15 protein-coding genes are annotated in these 21,309 nt (G+C 45.2%); 10 read left to right on the top strand and 5 right to left on the bottom strand.

Features of this window, described 5'->3' with window-relative positions:
• Positions 1-2,031 (top strand): alpha-galactosidase (locus MSA64_RS03320; RefSeq protein ID WP_287890535.1); only part of this gene is annotated, 2,031 nt, incomplete at its 5' end.
• Positions 2,032-2,163: 132 nt separating this feature from the next.
• On the opposite strand, the gene trhA is transcribed toward MSA64_RS03320, so the two are convergent.
• Positions 2,164-2,811 (bottom strand): PAQR family membrane homeostasis protein TrhA, encoded by a 648-nt coding sequence (trhA, locus tag MSA64_RS03315; RefSeq protein ID WP_106491151.1) that lies wholly within the window; start codon positions 2,809-2,811, stop codon positions 2,164-2,166.
• Between the two features lie 320 nt (positions 2,812-3,131).
• The gene (locus MSA64_RS03310; protein WP_287890533.1) at positions 3,132-4,070 is read right to left on the bottom strand and encodes a S1 RNA-binding domain-containing protein; all 939 of its coding nucleotides are present in this window, start codon (positions 4,068-4,070) and stop codon (positions 3,132-3,134) included.
• 265 nt (positions 4,071-4,335) lie between these two features.
• Between MSA64_RS03310 and MSA64_RS03305 the strand changes: the two genes are divergently transcribed.
• From MSA64_RS03305 to gdhA, 3 genes are all read left to right on the top strand, one after another.
• Positions 4,336-5,982, top strand: a complete 1,647-nt coding sequence (locus MSA64_RS03305; RefSeq protein ID WP_118316482.1) for a putative manganese-dependent inorganic diphosphatase — start codon at positions 4,336-4,338, stop codon at positions 5,980-5,982.
• Between the two features lie 11 nt (positions 5,983-5,993).
• Positions 5,994-6,581, top strand: coding sequence for a flavin reductase family protein (locus MSA64_RS03300; RefSeq protein WP_022171012.1), 588 nt, complete (start codon positions 5,994-5,996; stop codon positions 6,579-6,581).
• A 102-nt stretch (positions 6,582-6,683) separates the two neighbouring features.
• Positions 6,684-8,018, top strand: a complete 1,335-nt coding sequence (gdhA, locus tag MSA64_RS03295; protein ID WP_022171013.1) for an NADP-specific glutamate dehydrogenase — start codon at positions 6,684-6,686, stop codon at positions 8,016-8,018.
• A 146-nt stretch (positions 8,019-8,164) separates the two neighbouring features.
• Here the strand turns inward: gdhA and MSA64_RS03290 are convergent, their stop codons facing one another.
• On the bottom strand, positions 8,165-9,355 hold the full coding sequence (locus MSA64_RS03290; protein WP_287890530.1) for a DNA polymerase Y family protein: 1,191 nt from the start codon (positions 9,353-9,355) through the stop codon (positions 8,165-8,167).
• Positions 9,356-9,563: 208 nt separating this feature from the next.
• Between MSA64_RS03290 and MSA64_RS03285 the strand changes: the two genes are divergently transcribed.
• Positions 9,564-11,147, top strand: a complete 1,584-nt coding sequence (locus MSA64_RS03285) for an ASKHA domain-containing protein (protein WP_442945305.1) — start codon at positions 9,564-9,566, stop codon at positions 11,145-11,147.
• A 186-nt stretch (positions 11,148-11,333) separates the two neighbouring features.
• Here the strand turns inward: MSA64_RS03285 and MSA64_RS03280 are convergent, their stop codons facing one another.
• Entirely contained in the window at positions 11,334-12,710 is a 1,377-nt protein-coding gene (locus MSA64_RS03280; protein WP_154431103.1) for an MATE family efflux transporter, read from the bottom strand.
• 207 nt (positions 12,711-12,917) lie between these two features.
• Between MSA64_RS03280 and MSA64_RS03275 the strand changes: the two genes are divergently transcribed.
• The 5 genes from MSA64_RS03275 (at position 12,918) to MSA64_RS03255 (ending at position 20,165) form a co-directional block, all read left to right on the top strand.
• On the top strand, positions 12,918-13,433 hold the full coding sequence (locus MSA64_RS03275) for a shikimate kinase (RefSeq protein ID WP_154431104.1): 516 nt from the start codon (positions 12,918-12,920) through the stop codon (positions 13,431-13,433).
• 167 nt (positions 13,434-13,600) lie between these two features.
• The gene (locus MSA64_RS03270; RefSeq protein WP_154431105.1) at positions 13,601-14,896 is read left to right on the top strand and encodes a UDP-N-acetylglucosamine 1-carboxyvinyltransferase; all 1,296 of its coding nucleotides are present in this window, start codon (positions 13,601-13,603) and stop codon (positions 14,894-14,896) included.
• A gap of 278 nt (positions 14,897-15,174) precedes the next feature.
• Complete coding sequence (locus tag MSA64_RS03265; RefSeq protein ID WP_154431106.1) at positions 15,175-17,985, top strand: tetratricopeptide repeat protein; 2,811 nt, start codon at positions 15,175-15,177, stop codon at positions 17,983-17,985.
• 82 nt (positions 17,986-18,067) lie between these two features.
• Entirely contained in the window at positions 18,068-18,946 is an 879-nt protein-coding gene (gene rsmA, locus MSA64_RS03260) for a 16S rRNA (adenine(1518)-N(6)/adenine(1519)-N(6))-dimethyltransferase RsmA (RefSeq protein ID WP_287890525.1), read from the top strand.
• A 325-nt stretch (positions 18,947-19,271) separates the two neighbouring features.
• Positions 19,272-20,165 (top strand): DUF1002 domain-containing protein, encoded by an 894-nt coding sequence (locus MSA64_RS03255; protein ID WP_173885949.1) that lies wholly within the window; start codon positions 19,272-19,274, stop codon positions 20,163-20,165.
• A gap of 351 nt (positions 20,166-20,516) precedes the next feature.
• On the opposite strand, the gene MSA64_RS03250 is transcribed toward MSA64_RS03255, so the two are convergent.
• Positions 20,517-21,194 carry a GTP pyrophosphokinase gene (locus MSA64_RS03250; RefSeq protein ID WP_287890523.1) on the bottom strand — a complete coding sequence of 226 codons (678 nt, stop codon included), beginning with the start codon at positions 21,192-21,194 and terminating at the stop codon, positions 20,517-20,519.
• Between the last annotated feature and the right edge of the window lie 115 nt (positions 21,195-21,309).

Raw genomic sequence — 21,309 nt, 5'->3', positions numbered from 1 at the left:
GTGGAACTGAAACAGTTTGATCCGGCAGGACGGGCGGATGTCCGGGAGAGAAAACGGGAAGCGGAGGATTTTTATCCGATCACCGAAGTACAGATGACCGGACGGGGCAGCCGCGGGATGCATGCGTATAAGCACAATGTCAGCGGCGGAGCCACGGATTTTACCTATCAGAGCCATGAGATTCTGGAGAATGAAAAAGGAAAAGAACTGGTGATTCACACTGCGACGGAATATGGTGTAAAGGCAGAGTACCATATGCAGTTTTTTACCGGTGTTGCGGCAGTGCAGGTATGGACGGTTCTGAAAAATGAGGGAACCGAAGCCATCGGTCTGGAATATGTCTCTTCCTTTATCTATCAGGGACTCTGCCAGAGCGGGGAAAAACCGTATTTTGAAAAGACGAGTGTGTATACTCCGCACAACAGCTGGGACTGTGAGAGTCAGTGGAGAAAAAATGACTGCCGGGAGATCAATCTGAGCGGCATGGCGATCAACGGGTTCAACACACCGGGATTTGGCATGAACCGGTATTGCTATGGAGGACACAGCTCCTGGTCAACCTGTGAGTATCTGCCGATGGGCATCTGTGAGGATACCGAGTGCAAAGAGACATATTTCTTCCAGATAGAACATTCCGGTCAGTGGCTGATCGAATACGGTCCGAGTAGCGGTGAACGGCTGTATGTGGCACTTTCCGGTGCGACAGAAGCAGAACACGGCTGGTGGAAAAATCTGAAACCGGGCGATACCTTTACTACAGTACCGGCAGGTTTCGGTGTGGCAGACGGTGGAGTCAACGAGGCGATGGCTGAACTGACCGGATACCGGAGAAAGATCCGCCGACCGAACGAGGATGATGAAAAATTAAACGTTGTATTTAACGACTACATGAACTGCCTGATGGGAGATCCTACAGAAGAGAAAGAGAAGGCGATTATTGATAAAGCGGCAGAAATGGGCTGTGAATACTACTGTCTGGACTGCGGCTGGTATGACAAAGGGTTCTGGTGGGACCGCGTCGGTGAGTGGAAAGAATCCCCGGAACGTTTCCCGAACACGCTGAAAGCAGTGTGCGATTACGCGAAAGAAAAAGGCATGGTAATGGGACTGTGGCTGGAGATCGAGGTCATGGGTGTGGCGTGTGAACTGGCAAACAAACTGCCGGATGACTGGTTTATCTGCCGCCACGGAAAACGCCACATCGATAACAAACGATACCTTCTGGACTTCAGAAATTCGGAAGTACGCAAATACTGCATGGATGTGGTAGATCGTCTGATCGAAGATTACGGTGTTGGGTATTTCAAGGTGGATTATAACGTGACGATGGGATACGGAAGTGATCTGCATTCCGACAGCTGTGCGGATGCGATCCGGGAGCATTATCTGTATTTGTACGAATGGTATCAGGAAATCTTCCGCAAACATCCGGATCTGGTGATCGAAAACTGTGGCTCCGGCGGACAGCGTATGGATTACGGCATGCTGACACTGCTGAGTCTTCAGTCCACAAGCGACCAGACGGATTATATTTATAACTCCTATATTGCATCCAACGTGGCAAGTGCCGTGACACCGGAACAGGCAGGCATGTGGGTATATCCTTACAAGGACGAACGGGAACATGTCATCTACAACATGGTCAACGGACTGCTCCTGCGCCCGTATATGAGCGGTATGGTCTGGGATATGGGAGAGGAAAGTCTGAAACTGATGCGGGAAGGAATCACGTTGTATAAAAGGATCCGAAATGATGTAAAAGTGGGTGTTCCGGTATTTCCACTTGGATTTACCGACACCAGAGACGATGTGTTGGCGTATGCGGTGAAGACAGAAGAAAAAACGTATCTGGCAGTATTTACCCCGCGGACAGACCGGGCAGAGATTCTGCTTGCAGCGGCAGGCATTACAGGAACAGAGGCAAAAGTGATCTATCCGGCAAGTGGGGATTGTGAGTATGCCGTTACAGATGGAACGTTGCAGGTAACCATGCCGCAGGTGACCTGTGCACGACTATTTGAAATTTGCTGAAGATAAAGAAAATGAAGAATGAATAACGAACCCTCCGGGTATAGATGAAAAATCATACCCGGAGGGTTTTTGTAATCAGAATGTATAAAAATTTTATAGTGCCTGACACTAATTCTTCGGGATATTCCGGATTTATGCCAGCATAAACATCGTTACAAAGTGGCATGCGCTTCCGCCCATCACAAACAGGTGGAAGATCTCATGGGAACCGAAATTTTTATGTTTTGCATTAAAGATCGGCACTTTCAATGCGTAGATGATGCCACCGATGGTATAGATAATACCTCCTGCCAGCAGCCATCCGAACGCAGGTTTGGACAGTGCGTGAAAGATCTGGGAGAATGCCAGCACACACAGCCATCCCATGCCGATGTAGATCACAGAAGAAAACCACTTCGGACAGGTGATCCAGCAGGCTTTCACGATGATTCCGACCAGTGCCACGCTCCATACCAGGATACATAACAGCTTTCCGGTGTGACCTTTCAGAGCGATCAGACAGATAGGGGTGTAACTTCCGGCGATCAGAACGAAGATCATCATATGATCCATTTTCTGCAGTCGTCGGTTTACCTTTGCACTGATATCCAGTGAATGGTAGGTGGTACTTGCAGTATATAAAAGAAACATACTGAGAGCAAATACAGATAATGCGATCAGGTGCAGCCAGTCCGGTTCTCGGGCTGCTTTGACCAACAGAGGGATGGTTGCAAGCAAAGCCATCATCATACCAATAAAATGAGTAATTGCACTTCCGGGATCTTTTAATTTGAATGTCATATGATCAACTCCTATCTCAAATGAAATTAAAAACTCTGTTATGTAGTTTTTGAAACTACGTTATGATATTATAATATACACTTTGTCAGGAAAATACAACTACTTTTTTAAAAAATGAGAAAAAATTAAGAAGTAGAAGAAAGAAAATGAAAACAAAACCGGGAAATGCATAAAAAAATCCCGTAAATTTCACCAGGAGACAGTTCTCCTGGAAATTTACGGGACAAGTTATTGAGATATCTGTCATAAAACCTTACAGAAACAAAATTAATGATGATTTGTAACTATTCGGCAGATAGAACTGTGAAGGTGCTGAATGGTTACGATAATTTGATATTTGCAAACAGAGAGCCCAGCGTAGTAGTAGCTTCTTCTGTCTCCGGAAGTTCATAAACCTCTTCCTCGATCTCCTGTGCAGCCACGTCCTGCAGTGCTTTCATGCTGAGGCTCAGCTTTCCGTCTTTCACAGCGATGACTTTCACTTTCACTTTATCGCCGACTGCCAGAACTGCGGACGGATGTTTGATTCTTTTTTCACTGATCTGGGAGATATGAACCAGACCGGAGAGACCGTTTTCGAGATTGACGAAAGCGCCGTATGGCTGCAGGCTTTCTACCGTACCCTCTGTCACAAGACCTACTTCCACATTGGATACTTTTGCGCGTCTTTCTTCCTCCGCTTTTTCTCTCAGAAGTTCTCTTGCGGAGAGGATCAGACGGTTGTCCTCTTCTTCGACATCAAAAACCTGTACCTGTATCTCCTTGTTCAGGTATTCGTTCAGATCTTCCACGTAATTCAGGGAAAGTTTGGAAGCCGGGATAAATCCACGGATTCCTTCTACATATGCGATGACACCTGCGCTGACGATGCCTTTTACGGTAACGTTCAGCACGGTTTTGTCTTCTTTTAACTGACGAAGTTTGTCCCATGCCAGCACATCGTTAGCTTCCACGCGGGATAACAGGATGCAGCCGCGGCGGTTGTCTCTGCCGATCACGGTGGCTGTGACTTCATCGCCCACATGAACCGCTTCTTTTACCATAAAACCAGGCTCTCTGCTGTAATCGGAAACCTTGATGATTCCTTCGGTGTAATAGCGAAGATCCAGTGTGATCTCTTCTTCGTCTACAGCGATCACCGTACCGGTGATCATATCGCCCTCTTCGAGCTTTTTAAAAGAAGCCTCCAGCTCCTTTTCATAATCTGCCATGGAAGTTGCCTCTTCGGCAACCGCTGTTACTTTTTCTTCTTCTGCCATAGTATATTCATCCTTTCTTTGCACGAATCTGCTGTTTCTATTATTATAGCGTTGTTTCCCGGAATCTGGCAACAGAAAATAGAAAGATTCCGACACATACCGGTTGTATGTACGGGGAATAGTACATAGAAAGATAACAAATCTGTTTGCTGATTTTTTTTAAGTATGCTAAGATAAAAACCAGAAATTATAGACCAAGCAGATTCCGGCAGAAGGCAGAAGAGTTGTCTGACAGATGCCGGAAACAACAGTTAGGGGATTATTTGTGAGAAAAGATAATAAAGTTTATGTCATCGGACACAAGAATCCGGACACGGATTCCATCTGTTCTGCGATCGCATATGCCGACATCAAGAATCGAACAACCAAGGGAACGTATGTGGCAAAGAGAGCCGGACAGATCAACGAAGAAACAGAATTTGTACTGAAATATTTCCATGTGCCGGCACCCGGTTATCTGCCGGATGTGGGAACCCAGGTGAAAGACATGGATCTTCATGAGACACCGGGAGCGGCAAACAGCATGTCTGTGAAGCGGGCATGGAAACTGATGCAGGAGCATAATGCGGTAACACTGCCGATCACAGACAAAGAAGGCAAGGTTGAAGGCCTGATCACGACCGGAGACATCGCCAAATCCTATATGGATGCGTATGACAATACATTGCTCGCCCAGGCAAGAACACAGTACCGGAGTATCGCGGATACTGTGGATGGACAGATCATCGTGGGTAATGAACATGGATACTTTATCAAAGGAAAAGTGGTCATGGGATTGTCCCAGCCGGATACGATGGAAAGCTTTATCGATGAAGACGATCTGGTTATTCTCGGAAACCGTGCGGAGGATCAGCTGTGTGCCATCGAAGCCAATGCAAGCTGTCTGATCGTATGTCTGGGAGCCAAAGTCGGAAAAACGATCCAGAAACTTGCAGAGGAGAGAAATCAGGTGATTATTTCCACACCGTACGATTCCTTTACCGTGGCCCGTCTGATCCACCAGAGTATTCCGATCAAGTATTTTATGAAAAAAGACAATCTGGTGATCTTCCGGAGCGATGATTTTACCGACAAGATCAAAGACATTATGACGAAAACCCGTTACCGTGCATTCCCGGTGGTTAATACACGTGGAAAATACATCGGTACCGTTTCCCGTCGAAACTTCATGAGTATCAAGAAAAAACAGCTGATTCTGGTTGACCATAACGAGAGATCTCAGGCGGTCGACAACATCGAAGAGGCAGAAATCCTGGAGATCCTGGATCATCACAGAATCGGTTCGCTGGAGACCTTCCAGCCAATCATGTTCCGCAACCAGCCGGTAGGCTGTACCGCAACCATTATGTATGAGATCTACGCGGAAAAATATCTGGAGATCCCGGAAAATATCGCCGGACTTCTGTGTGCAGCGATTCTGTCAGATACGTTGATGTTCCGCTCACCGACCTGTACGGAACGTGATAAAGAGGCAGCACAGGAACTGGCAAAGATCGCCAAGATCGAGATCGAAAGCTTTGCCAATAAAATGTTCCGTGCCGGAAGCAATCTGAGCAGTAAGACACCGGAAGAAATCTTTTATCAGGATTATAAGAAATTTATTGTGGATGACCTGGCATTCGGTGTGGGACAGATCAGCTTCATGTCCGAGGAAGAACTGCAGACGGTCAAAGACCGCCTGATGCCGTATATGGAAAAAGAATGTGGCAAACATGGAATCAAGATGGTGTTCTTCATGCTGACCAACATCATCAAGGAGTCCACGGAACTTCTGTGTTACGGAGAGGGATCGGATGGACTGGTATATGAGGCATTCGGAGAGAAAGTGGAAGACAGTTCCTGTCGTCTGGAAGGTGTGGTATCGAGAAAGAAACAGCTGATTCCGAAGTTTATGAATGCATTACAGCAGTAAAGGAAAAATATATGGCGAAACAACAGTGGAAACCCGGCAACATGCTGTATCCGCTTCCGGCGGTTATGGTCTCGGTGCGGGATAACGAAGGAAAAGACAATATCATTACCGTAGCGTGGGCAGGTACGGTGTGTACCAACCCGCCGATGGTATCCATTTCGGTGCGGCCGGAGCGCTATTCGTATCATATGATCGAAGAGAGCGGTGTTTTTGTGATCAATCTGACTACGGAAGCACTTACGTATGCGACCGATTACTGCGGTGTCCGTTCCGGAAAAGACGTGGACAAATTCAAAGAGATGAAACTGACCTGTGTGGAAGCCTCCCAGGTGAACTGTGGAATGATCGGGGAGTCACCGGTGAATATCGAGTGTAAGGTCGTAAAAACAGAGAAGCTTGGTTCCCATCACATGTTTCTTGCACAGGTAGTTGCTGTTCATGCAGACGAAGATTATATGGATGAAAATGGCCGGTTTGATCTGAACAGCGCACACCCGATGGTGTATTCCCATGGAACGTACTATGGTGTAGGAAAGCAGCTCGGTACTTTCGGATACAGTGTGAGAAAACGTAAATCCAAGCGAAAAAGTAGGAAATAGGTCGAAAAAACGAAAATTTTTTCTTGTGTTTAACACTTTACCATGCTATAATGTCTGCGTATTCAAAAAGCAATGAGCAAATTCTAAGGAGGAACGTGTAACATGTCTTATGTAGATGAAGTATATGAAAACGTTGTGGCTAAAAATCCTAACGAACCAGAATTCCACCAGGCTGTCAAAGAAGTACTGGATTCTCTGCGTCCGGTAATTGATGCAAATGAAGAAAAGTACAGAAAAGAAGCTTTGCTGGAGCGTATCGTTGAGCCTGAAAGAGTTATTATGTTCCGTGTACCGTGGGTAGATGATCAGGGCCAGGCACATGTAAACAAAGGATATCGTGTACAGTTCAACAGTGCAATCGGACCTTACAAAGGAGGTCTTCGTCTGCATCCATCAGTAAACCTGGGTATCATCAAATTCCTGGGATTTGAGCAGATCTTCAAAAACTCCCTGACCGGACTGCCAATCGGTGGTGGTAAAGGTGGTTCTGATTTCGATCCGAAAGGAAAATCTGATCGTGAAATCATGAAATTCTGCCAGAGCTTTATGACAGAGCTGAGCAAACACATCGGCGCAGATACAGACGTACCGGCTGGTGATATCGGAACCGGCGCAAGAGAGATCGGTTACATGTTTGGTCAGTACAAGAGACTGAGAAACGTATACGAAGGAGTTCTGACAGGTAAAGGACTGACCTATGGTGGATCTCTGGCAAGAACAGAAGCTACCGGTTATGGTCTGCTGTACCTGACACAGGAACTGTTAAAATTAAATGGTATCGACATCGCAGGAAAGACTGCAGTTGTATCCGGTGCAGGTAACGTAGCAATCTACGCAATCCAGAAAGCACAGCAGCTGGGTGTAAAAGTTCTGACCTGTTCTGATTCTACCGGTTGGGTTTACGATCCGGACGGAATCGATGTAGCACTTCTGAAAGAAATTAAAGAAGTGAAGAGAGCAAGACTGACAGAGTATGTAAAAGTTCGCACAAACGCTGAATACCATGAAGGAAGAGGTGTATGGCAGATCAAAGCTGATCTGGCACTGCCATGTGCAACACAGAACGAACTGCATCTGGAAGACGCAAAACAGCTGGTAGCAAACGGAACCATCGCTGTATGCGAAGGTGCTAACATGCCTACCACTCTGGAAGCTACCCAGTATCTGCAGGCAAACAATGTGATCTTTGCTCCTGGTAAAGCAGCAAACGCCGGTGGTGTAGCAACATCCGCACTGGAAATGTCTCAGAACAGCGAGAGACTGAGCTGGACATTCGAAGAAGTAGATGCAAAACTGAAAAACATCATGATCAACATCACCCACAACATGGATGATGCAGCAAAACGTTACGGATTCGAAGGCAACTATGTAGTAGGTGCCAACATTGCCGGATTCGAAAAAGTTGCTGATGCTATGTTAGCACAGGGTATCTGCTAATTTTCAAACGCAAGTAATAAGTAATGTTCAAACAATAAACAACAGAAAATCCCCGCAGTGGACGTCAAATATCCGCTGCGGGGATTTCTGCATGTAGAAAAATATAACTATTCAGCCGGCAGAATTTCGCAAGGTGATTTGCATATTTAATGGATTCCCTTCTGAATCAGATCTTTCCCAAACTTTTCCCGGATCTTATCCATCGCCCGTTCCATCTTCTGTTCTTTTTCAATCGCTTTCGGGTCATAACTGAACAGATCGAGCTGTACCGGTTCATCAGCATCCGTCAGTTTTCCGGCGCGAACTCCCAGTAAACGGATCGGGTTTCCGTTCCAGAGTGTATCAAAAAGATGACAGGCTGCGTGGTATAGCTTTTTCTCATCTTGCGTCGGGGAGGAAAGCGGCATCTGACGGGTGTATTTGTCAAATGTCGAGTATTTGATCTCCACGCACAGGTTATTGGCAGACTGACCGGCTTTTTCGAGACGGTGCCCTACCTTGGTGGAAAGCTGCAGAAGAATAGAGTACGCTTCCTGTGCGGTCGTAAGATCACTGGCGAGTGTGGTGGAATTGCCGATCCCTTTTGCCTGAGACGGCTCGCTTTCGATGCTGGAATTATCGATTCCGTTTGCATATTCCCACAGCATTTTTCCGTGGCTTTTCAGATGCAGGCTGAGAATCGCCGGATCCATCCGAGCCAGATCGCCAATCGTATGGATATCCAGTTTCTGCAGAACAGCTACGGAAGCATGTCCTGCCATGAACAGACTGCTGATCGGAAGTGGCCACATTTTCTTCTGAATCTCATCAGGGAAAAGTGTGTGCGTCTTGTTCGGCTTTTCAAAGTCAGAAGCCATCTTTGCCAGCACCTTATTGGAAGAGATCCCCACATTGACCGTAAAACCAAAATGGCTGTAAATATAGTTGCGAATATAGGCGGCTCCTTCTTCGGGTGAGGAGAAGCGGGAGGCAATTGTGGTATAGTCCAGATAACATTCATCCACACTGACCTGTTCAATCTCCGATGTCAGTGAGCGGAGAAAACCGACAAACTGTTTGCTGTGGCGGCTGTAAGAGTCGTGGTTAGGAGGAATGATGGTGAGCGTCGGACATTTTTTCAGAGCATTTGCCACCGGTTCCGCAGTATGAATATGGTAAATATTTTTCGCTGACAGAGACTTTGCCAGAACGATCCCATGACGGGTCTTCCGGTTACCGCCGATGATCGCGGGAATCGTCCGGATATCCACACTGTCCGGATCTGCTTTTAAGAGATCAATTGCGCTCCAGCTCAGATATGCGGAATTGACATCGATATGAAAAATGATGCGATCCATGAATTTCCTCCTTTCTGCAAATATAATAACGCATTTTATATAAACATATAATCCACCTCTGTTATCAGAAAATATGTTCTTATATAAAATTAAGTATACGTTAGTTATGTCTCTGACGCAATCCATAACTTGATTATTTGGAAAAAGGGAAGTATAATAATTACTATTTAAGTGTAATATTTTGCGAAACGTGTTATCGGACATGTAAATAATAGAAGAATCGAGACTGCACAGAAAAAGAGGACAAATCATGGATGGAATCAGTAAAAAAATATACCTGGAACTGAATGTTCCGACGGAAGAGGACAACCGATCGGATCAGAGACGGATTCTAGATGGATTAAGAGAACAGGGAACAGAGGCAAAGTTAAGTCTGCGGGTGCTGCGAAAGCTGTATTCGCTGTGTGAAGAGGCAGAGTGGAAAGTGACACTTTCTCTGGCATGGGATGGTCAGGAGTGGCATGGCGTGGATCTGGAAGCGGGAGATACCACCGGGGCACATTACGGTGTGGCGGTGGATCTTGGAAGTACCACGGTGGTAGCGCGTTTGGTGGATTGTGGTACGGGAAAGGTTCTGGGAGAAACCAGCACGTTTAACGGGCAGATCCCTTATGGAACGGATATTCTGACACGAATCTTTCACTGTCAGGAAGACCGTGGAACGCTGGAGATTCTCCGGAAAGCAGCGATAAACAGTATTACCACCTGCGTGAGAGAACTGGAAGCACGACAGCAGTTGCCGGAAAACAGCTGTATCGCCATGACCATCGGCGGCAATACAACGATGATTCATTTCCTGCTTGGCATGGATGCGTTCTGTGTGTTTCACACCCCGTATGCGGTGCACGCAGATCAGCCTGGATTTCTCCCGGCAAAAGATCTGGAACTGCCGGTGAAGGGATATGTTTACATTTATCCGGCAAAGTCTAACTACCTGGGCGGCGATATCATCAGCGGTATGGTGGCTACGGGGATCTATAAAAAAGAGAAGATTAACGCTTTCTTTGATATCGGAACGAACGGAGAACTTGTGCTGGGAAACCGGGATTTCCTGTTATGTGGAGCAGGAGCTGCGGGACCGGCACTGGAAGGCGGTGTGGTAAAGACGGGTATGCGCGCGATGGAAGGCGCGGTGGACCGGGTAAAACTGGAAGATGGCAAACTGCACTGTCATGTGATTGGGGAGAAGACGGCGAGAGGAATCTGTGGATCCGGTATCGTGGATCTTCTGGCGGAACTGTTTTTACATGGATGGATTGATATCCGCGGGATCTTACAGCCGGAGAAAAGCCGATGGATCGTGGAGAAAGACGGGATGCTGGCGGTGAACTATGCACCGGAGCTGTATTTTTACCAGAGTGACATCGAAGAATTTATCCGGACAAAAGCGGCAGCGTACACGATGGTGGCGATCATGCTGCGGGAGTCCGGGATCGAACTTTCGGAACTGGAAGGATTCTATGTGGCGGGTGCTTTCGGAAAACATGTGTCCAAAGAATCCGCGATCGCTATCGGCATGTACCCGGATATGGACCGGGATCGGATCATCCACGCGGGCAATTCTTCCCTGGAAGGTGCGGTATGTGCACTGCTGGATCGCAGTGTGGCAAAAGAAGTGGAGGAAATCCTGGAAAAAATGGTATATATCCAGTTTGCAACGGTGGAAGATTTCCTGAACACGATGGTGGCAGCACAGGCACTTCCCCATACCGATCTGGAGCGGTATCCTACGGTGAAGGAGAAACTGGAACGGATCAGAGAAGAAGAAAAAGCAGCAGATATTCAGAATTAGGAAGATTCAAATGAAAAACAAAAAACTTCAGCAGACGGAAGACAATTGTGCCTGCTGAAGTTTTTAATTTACGGGGAAATGCTTCTCTGTAAAGAAATACATTCTTTATTTTATGGAGTAACGATGATGGGTTGATTAATGTTGCTGTAAATTTACTAGGAAGTCCGATCACTGAAGTTATGTAAATTAATGGCTGGAATTTTCCTTCGCGATTCTTTTCAGCTCCGGCATTACCGTACACAGCATCACGATGAAGCAGGCGCTTCCGCCGAGTACATTGGACACCGGCTCTGCCAGAAAGACACCGTCGCTTCCCATATGGAACAGATACGGGAAGATGTAAGTAAGCGGAACCACGATGATGACCTTACGAAGCAGAGAAAAGAAAATTGCGAATTTCTTCTTTCCCAGTGATTTGAACATTGTCTGCCCCACATACTGAAGTGCCTGGAAAACAAAGGCTCCGAAGTACAGCTTCAGTGCCGGGATTGCATCGGTGATCAGCGCCTGGTCGGAACTGAAGATACCGATCAGGAAACGCGGCGCAAACAGGATCACACCCCAGGCAAGCAGGGTATACAGGATTGCCATCACACTCATGGTGAGCCAGGACTGGAACACTCTCTTAGGACGGCGGGCGCCATAGTTATAACTGATGACCGGGGAGGATCCCTCAGTAATTGCATGGATCGGTGTATCAATGATCTGACGGATACTGGATACAATCGTCATCACAGAGATATACAGATCTCCACCGGTGACAGAAAGTACATTGTTGCAGCAGATCGTTACCAGACTGTTGGTAAGCTGCATGATAAAACCGGCAGTTCCCAGACTGATAATATTTTTTGCCCGGTCCCGGCAGTTACGGATCTCTTTCCGGGATAAAAGACAGACTTTTAATTCTGTCTTTTTCCGCAGAAAATACAGAACAAATGCTGCAGAAAGAGTCTGCGACAACACAGTGGCGATCGCCGCACCGCGGATGCCGAGTGCGAATACAAAAATAAAAACCGGATCCAGGATCAGGTTGGCAATTGCACCGATCGCAACAGATAACATACCTGTAGTGGCGTATCCCTGAGCGTTGATAAAAGGATTCATACCGGTGGACACCATGGAAGGAAAGGTTCCGAGCAGGTAAATCATCAGATAAGGATACGCATAGATCAGACCACTTTCAGAACTTCCGAACAGGATCAGGATCGGTTTTGCAAATATCATACCGATCGTCATCAGAAGCAGGGCACAGACACAGATCAGAAAGAATGACGTATTCATGATCATTGAAGCTTCTTTTGTATCTTTTCTTCCGCGCGCAATCGAAAAAAGTGGTGCACCGCCGGAACCGAAGAGGTTACTGAAAGCAAGAATAATGGTAATGATCGGAAAACACAGCCCGACAGCCCCAAGTGCTGTGGTCCCCACATCCGGGATCCTTGCAATATAGATCCGGTCTACAATGTTATAGAGAAGACTCAAAACCTCCGCCACAAGCATCGGAATGGAAGCCCGCAGAATGTTATCGGTGATTTTTCCATGTTCAAAGTCGATTTGTTTCATGATAAAACTCCTTAAATATAAGTAAAGTACAGGTAAAATTTTACTGCTGTTTTAAGTGTAGCACGGATTTTTCTGTATGAAAATAAGAAAAAATATGTTATGATTAAAAAAATATGTCCTGGTACATTTTTGATCATAACAAGAATAAAAACTTGTATTAACCAGGATAATATGATAGAATGATAAGCTGCGATAAGGATGAGAGATATGAAGAATATAGTGTTAATTGGAATGCCAGGAGTTGGAAAAAGTACAATTGGTGTAATACTTGCAAAAGAGTTAGGTTATCAGTTTGTAGATGCAGACCTTCTGATTCAGAAGCAGGAAAAGAGATTATTAAAAGAAATTATCAGTGAAGAGGGTATCGAAGGCTTTATTGCAATTGAAAATCAAGTAAACGCTTCTATTGAAGCGAATCGCACAGTAATTGCCACAGGAGGCAGCGTGGTGTACGGAAGAGAAGCTATGGAGCATCTTGGAGAGATCGCCACGGTCATTTATCTGAAATTGTCCTACAAAGCTCTGAGGAAACGGCTGGGCAACCTGAAAAACCGTGGAGTGGTTTTGCGGGACGGACAGACATTAAAAGATTTATATGAAGAACGTGTGGTATTGTATGAAAAATATGCAGATATCACAATTGATGAGGAAAACAAAAATTTAGAGGAGACTTTACAGAGTATTGTAGACAGTCTGGAACTAAACAGTGAAGGTACTGAATAGTCACGATATTCTGTAAAATTATTTGAAAAATTCAGTGGACAATATGAACAAAAAGGTAAGAAATCTTTAAAATTTATTTACAAAAGCATTGATTTGTTATAACATAAAAATCAATGAGAGAGATTATCGGGACTTGTATTGGCTGAATATAAACATAGAGGTGAACTATGGATCAGTATATTATTAAGGGTGGAAACCCGTTAGTTGGTGAAGTAGAGATTGGTGGAGCGAAGAATGCAGCACTTGCGATTCTTGCAGCCGCTATTATGACAGATGATACCGTCCGGCTGGAAAACCTTCCGGATGTCAATGATATAAATGTACTTTTAGAGGCCATCGGAGGAATCGGAGCAAAAGTGGAGCGGGTAGACCGTCACACTGCAGTGATCAACGGTTCCACTATCGGTGATATCAGTGTAGATTACGAATATATTAAGAAAATCCGTGCATCCTATTATCTGCTGGGTGCGCTTCTCGGAAAATATAAAAAAGCAGAAGTACCTCTGCCGGGTGGCTGTAACATCGGAAGCCGCCCGATCGATCTGCATCTGAAAGGCTTCCGTGCACTGGGTGCAACCGTCGATATCAAATACGGTGCCATCGTGGCATCTGCACCGGACGGACTTCATGGAACTCATATTTTCATGGATACTGTATCGGTAGGTGCAACCATTAATATTATGATGGCAGCATCTATGGCAAAAGGAAATACCATTATTGAAAATGCGGCAAAAGAGCCACACGTTGTAGATACAGCAAACTTCCTGAACAGCATGGGTGCCAATATCAAGGGTGCCGGTACGGATGTGATCCGTATCCGAGGTGTGGAGATGCTGCACAGTACAAATTATTCGATTGTGCCGGATATGATCGAGGCAGGAACCTATATGTTCGCTGCAGCGGCAACACGCGGCGATATTCTGATCAAAAATGTAATTCCGAAACATCTGGAAGCGATTACAGCCAAATTAGAAGAAATCGGATGTGAAGTGGAAGAATTTGATGATGCAGTACGCGTGATCTCTGCAAAGAAACTGCGCAGAACGCATGTAAAAACCTTACCGTATCCGGGATATCCTACGGATATGCAGCCACAGATCGCAGTAGCACTGGCTCTGGCATCAGGAACCAGCATTGTTACAGAAAGCATTTTTGAGAACCGTTTCAAATATGCGGACGAGCTGACTCGTATGGGTGCCTGTGTAAAAGTGGAAGGTAATACAGCCATCATTGATGGTGTGGACAAACTGACAGGCGCAAGAGTCAGTGCACCGGATCTTCGTGCAGGCGCGGCACTGGTAATTGCCGGACTGGCTGCAGAGGGTATTACAATTGTGGATGATATCGTATATATCCAGCGTGGATATGAGGATTTTGAAGGAAAACTGAAGAGTCTGGGCGCAGAGATTGAGCGTGTGACCAGTGAAAAAGAAATTCAGAAGTTTAAACTGAGAATCGGGTGACAGAAGAACCAAAAGGGGGACTGACTCCCGTATACATAAGAGGGGTGTTGTCGGAGGGCGGCATCCCTTTGTTCGTTCATACACATCATTTTATCCAATAACTGTCTCGGTCAGAGGACAGTTATATTTTGACAAGAAACAGGCAGTATGGTACACTTAGAACAATTATGGGTAACTGTTCAGTACTTTAACAGTTACGGGTATAAACAACTGAAAACAGATAACTGTGAAAGTATCAGACAGTTATAAATTTGATAGAAAAAGCAGAGGTGAGTACAGTGGATAAGACAGAATACCATTTGAAATTGGAGGAAATCAACAGACTTGTGGATGCACAGGATTATGAAGGGGCTCTTACGGTAGCGGATTCTATCGACTGGCGTAGAGTGAAGAGTGTGCGGACCTTGTGTATGGTAGCAGATATCTACGAAGTGAATGGTGAACTGGAAAAGAGTATGCAGATGCTGCAGCTGGCGCGTAAACGTTCATCTATCGGCAAGATGATTCTGTACCGTCAGGTGGAACTGGCTTTGAAGATGGGGTTATATGATGATGCTGTAAAATATTATAATGAATATCTGGAGACCGCTTCCAACGATACTTCCAAATATATTCTGAAATATAAGATTTACAAAGCACAGAAAGCGCCTCTGGAAAATCGGATTGCGATTCTGGAGGAATATAAAGAGCGGGAATACACAGAACGCTGGGTATATGAACTGGCAAAACTGTATAAAAAAGCAGGACAGGAAAAGAAATGTGTTGAAACCTGTGATGATCTGATTCTGTGGTTTGGTGAAGGCAAATATGTAACCAAAGCGATGGAACTTAAGATGACATACACGCCACTGTCACCGTCTCAGAAAGAAAAATATGAGAAAGCGAAGGCGGCAGGAAAGGTTGCAAAACCAACAGCAGGACCGAAACTGACAGAAGAAGTAAAAAATACAATTCTGCCGGGTGTGTCAGCAGCTGCAATGGCGGGTCTTCAGAAAGTGGAAGAAGAAAAAGAACAGGCCCAGGAAGAAGCGGCAGCAACAGCAGAGATTCCGCAGGAATCTGCAGGAACAACCGTGGAAGAAACTCCGGTGACGGAGGAAGAGCCGGTGAAACCGGAAACAGAGATTCCGCATATCGATACCGAAAAACTTCAGGAACGTCTTTCCAGAAGTTTTCAGGAGATTCTTTCCGGTTTTAACCGTACCAAGGCAGTAGATGCTTTTGAGGCACTGGGAAGAGCAGCAGGAGCAGAAGTTCTGCAGGAACCTGAAGCACAAGAAGAAAATATGGAAGAATATCACGTACAGGATCTGGAGCCGGAAGCTGTAAATGAAGGCATCATCTCTGCGGACAGCGGAGTTGCCGGAGTGAGCAGAACCGAGATGGACGAACTGGAAATGATGGAAAAACCGAAGGTGGAAAAACCGGAGGATAAAGAAATTATCAGTGTTCAGGAAGTGGATCTGGATGCATTATTTGCAGAGACTTCGTCTTCCCTGGCGAAAGAAGCAGGCGAGGATGCCGCAGAAAAAGCTGAGGAAGAACCGGCTGTGGAGAAAGTAACAGCAGAAGAAATCATCGGTGAACCGGAAGAAGTAGTTGCAGAAGAAACAGTAGATGCAGCCGGTGATGTACTGGAAGAAAGGGTTGAGGGAGCGGTTGAGACAGTAACGGAAGAAGAGCCGGCAGAAACTCTGACGGATGCGGCGGATGAAGCGATGGCAGCTTTTGAAGCAAGTCTTTCCGGACTTTCTCTGGATTTTGCAGAAGAAACATCGTCTGATGCACCGGAAACTGAAACTTCGGCGGAATCGACAGAAGAGCCGGAAACAGAAGAAGATATTACCGGATCAGAAGCAGCACCGGTGATTGAGATGGAATATCCGGAAGAAACGGAGGAAACAGAACCGGAAATCGAAGATCTGGATGCGACAAGAGTGATTCCGGATGTGACAAAGCAGGATGCATGGCATGCGACACCAGGAGATACACAGGAATTTAATCTGGAAGAAGAACTCAAAGCTGCTCTGAGCGGTATGGATGGGCTCCGGGAACAGGAAGAAGCAGAACGGTCTGCAAGCCTGGATCCGGAACCGGAGACAGCATCTGAGGAAGAAATTGCTTTTGAAGAAAAGACAGAACCGATGACAGAAGAGAATACCACAGAGGAATCTGTTGTGGAAGAAGGTTCTGAAACGGAGGCAGAGGAACCGGAAGGTGATCATATCGATAAGATGCTGGAAGAAGCAGAGATACAGCCAGATATCAGCGAGATGACTTTGGAACGGGAGACACCCGAAGAAAAACGCCAGAGGATTCTGAACAATACCAGACCGGAACGTCTGACGGCAGAACAGAAACAGCTGTTTTCATACTTTGCTAAAGTGCCGGGCATGGATGATCAGATTCTGGATGCGATTCACGGGGCATATGAATATGCCAGTGAGAAAACATCTCATCGTGGAAATATCGCAATCATGGGAAGTCACGGAACAGGAAAAACCAGACTGAGTGAAGGGCTTGTAAAAGCAATCTGCAAAGAACTGGGACTGAAAGCTGTCAAGTATGCAAATCTGGATGCATCGGATATTAACAGGAAAGATCCGGCAACAATTATCAGCAAGATGGCAGGAGGCTTTCTTCTGATCGAGAGAGCAAGTTTTATGACGCCGGAGACGATCGAAAAACTTTCTCAGGCGATGGATTTCCGTACAGACAGTATGATTCTTCTGATTGAAGATGATAAAGCAAATATGCGTAAGATGCTGGCGGATTATCCGGAATTTGCAGAAAAATTCGAAACCGTTATTTCGATTCCGGTCTTTACCAATGACGAGCTGGTAACATTTGCAAGAACGTATGCGAGAGAAAATGGTTTCCGCATGGATGAGATGGGTGTGCTTGCTCTGTACACCATGATCGGAGATAACCAGAAAGAGGATGAACCGATTACTATCGGAAAAGTAAAAGAGATGGTAGACGGTGCGATCCGTAAGGCAAGTGGCGTAAAGCTGGGAAGAAAACTTTCCAAACGTCATACAGATGCAGACGGTCGAATTCTTCTTTATGAAAAGGATTTTGATTTATAAAAGAGCATGACAACATGGGGCATGGCGACAGAAAGCTATGCCCTTTTTACACGTTTTGGAAAACAACAGGAAAGGAAGAACTATGAGTAAGAGAGAGCCTTATCTTGGCAATCCCCAGGCAACCATTGCTGTGTTGAACAAATACGGCTTTACATTTCAGAAAAAGTTTGGACAGAACTTTCTGATCGATCCTCATGTGCTGGATAAAATTATCCGTGCGGCGGAGATCACAGAGGATGATTTTGTTCTGGAGATCGGACCGGGTATGGGAACGATGACACAGTATCTGGCATATGCAGCCAGAGAGGTATATGCGGTGGAGATTGATAAAAGTCTGATCCCGATCCTGGAGAATACGCTGAGTGATTATGACAATGTAACGGTGATCAATGAAGATATCCTGAAAGTGGATATTGCAAAGCTGGCAGAAGAGAAAAATGGAGGCCGCCCGATCAAAGTGGTTGCAAATCTTCCATATTATATCACGACACCGATCATTATGGGTCTGTTTGAAAGCCATGTGCCTGTAGAATCCATTACTGTCATGGTACAGAAAGAAGTAGCGGATCGTATGCAGGTGGGACCGGGAACGAAAGATTACGGTGCATTATCTCTGGCAGTGCAGTACTATGCAAAACCTTATATTGTTGCCAATGTTCCACCGAACTGTTTTATGCCGAGACCGAAAGTGGGAAGTGCGGTGATTCGTCTGACCCGCCATGCTGAGACACCGGTACAGGTAGACGATGAAAAACTGTTGTTTCAGATTATTCGGGCATCGTTTAATCAGAGAAGAAAAACGCTGGCAAACGGTCTGAAGAATTATGAGGGGTTGTCTTTTGAAAAAGAGACAATAGAGGCTGCAATCGCAGAGTGCGGATTTTCACCATCGGTGAGAGGAGAGGCATTGTCTTTGGAAGAATTTGCGAAACTGGCAAATGTATTGGGACGTGCAAAATAAAAAGTAACGTAAAAACGTGTTGACCAGAATGAGGAAATTCCGGTCAACACGTTTTAGTTTTATTTTTAAAGGAAGGAGTGTCGATTTTCATCGACATATGAAAAAGAAAAGTTATAAAATAATTTCTATTAATTATTTTATGGTTATAGTATATCCGGGAATTGTGAGAAAATCGTGTTGAAGTTGTGAAGATTTTATGAATGAACAGGAAAAGATTTATGAATATCTGCATCATGGAAGGAAAGTGTGTTATACTACGGAGTATCAGTCGGGAGAAGACTGAAAAGATTCTGAAAGTATATAAAGAAAAAGAGAGGTAACAGAGATGAAGATAAAGAAAGTTATGGCGGGAATGTTGGCGATGGTAACGGTAATGGGAAGCCTGATGTCACCACTGAGTGCAAAAGCAGATCAGATTGATGCACCGTATCTGGCGCTGGGAGCGGATCTGAATGAAACAGAAAAATCTACAGTACTGAGTCTGCTGGAGATTAATGAAGCGGATCTGAGCAGCTATCAGGTAATTACTGTAACGAATGCGGATGAACACAAATATCTGGATTCTTATCTGGATTCCAGTGTGATCGGAACCAGAGCACTTTCTTCTGTTCTTATTGAAAAAAAAGATAAAGGAAATGGAATTAAAGTGACAACCAGTAATATTACTTACTGTACCACAGGTATGTATCAGAATGCGCTGGCAACTGCAGGCGTCACCGATGCGGATGTACGTGTGGCTGGACCGTTTAATATCTCCGGAACAGCGGCGCTGGTAGGTGCAATGGAAGCTTACAGTAATATGACCGGCGAGACCCTGAAGGCTGAGAATGCAGATGCGGCTACAGAAGAACTGGTAACCACCAGTGATCTGGGTGAAGCTATCGGGGATAAAGAGCAGGCGGAGGAACTGGTAGGTGCAGTAAAAGAAGCTGTCGTCTCTCAGGACCTGTCTGATCCGGAGGAAATAGAAGCTGTCGTAGACGATGCAGCAAAAGAGATGAATATTCAGTTGTCTGATGAGGATAAGCAGAAGATTGTAAGTCTGATGGAGAAAATCAGCAGCCTGGATCTGGATGTGGATTCCCTGAAAGAGCAGGCGAAAGATCTGTACAACAAGCTGGAGAGTCTGGATCTGAACATTAACCAGGAACAGGTCAAAGGGTTCTTTGACAGGATAGTAAGCTGGTGTAAAAATATATGGAATTCTATTTTTGGATAAGATGTCGGGGAATAAAAAGAAATAACAGAATAACTTGATGAATCAGCACAAGAACAGGAAAAGAAAAAATGATAAAACAGTGTAAAATGTTATAAAAATAAAATAAAAATAAAATCAAATTGTGCAAATTAACTATAAGTTCATATTATGTTCATAAATTATTCATAAACTATTGATATGATAAATACAGTTCCGAAAGGAACATCTCAAAAAGGTTTGTAATGGGTTCATTACACATAGAATTTTTTCATAATAATAGCCCGGGTATCGAGAGGTATCCGGGCACTCCTCATGTTAGAGGGAAATTTTTGTTTGTTGTCTGTGTAAAGAGGAGTAACTGTTTTTTAACAGTTACTCCTCTTTTTTTGAATCCGGCTTCTCTGTTTTGCGAAGTGCCTCACTTTGGATCGCTTCGTTCAGAGAAAGCATCTTATCATCCAGTTCAGCTACAAATTCTGCGCAGGCACGGAGATCTTTGCTGATATATTCCGGTGCGCTGCCCTCGAACTTGTAGTAAATCTTATGCTCCAGGCTGGCCCAGAAGTCCTGGGCGATGGTTCGAATCTGTACTTCTACGATGATATCCACCACACGGTCTGACAGATGTACCGGGACAGCCACCAGCATATGATAGCTACGGTATCCGCTGACTTTCGGGTGAGTGATGTAGTCGGTAAGTTCCACAACGCGCAGATCCGACTGCTTTGCCAGCATATCAGCGATCCGGTAAATATCCTGGGTAAAGGAACAGATGATACGAATACCGGCGATGTCGGTGATATACTTTAACATATTCTCCAGAGTCACTTCGTGACCGTGGCGTTTTAATTTTTTGACGATACTTTTCGGTTCTTTGATCCGGGACTTCACGTGTTCGATTGGATTGTAATTATGAATGTGAATAAATTCCCCATTCAAAATGTCAATTTTTGTGGACATCTGGCGAAGGGCAGCATCATAGAGAAACATCATGGTTTCCCAGGAATCCGCATCGTCAAGAATCTGTGATACATATTTTAATGCGTCCATATAATTTTCTCTGTACTTTCTGATTTATTTTATTTCGTAACTGTTCAGTACCTTCACAGTTACGAGCCAAAATGCATTTAAACGATAAAAACACGCTTTGCGAGTTTTTATCGTT

Source organism: Oliverpabstia sp., assembly GCF_022785585.1.
GTDB lineage: Bacteria > Bacillota > Clostridia > Lachnospirales > Lachnospiraceae > Oliverpabstia > Oliverpabstia intestinalis.
The sequence above is the reverse complement of the archived record's forward strand: the minus strand, read 5'-3'. Positions and strand labels throughout refer to the sequence as shown.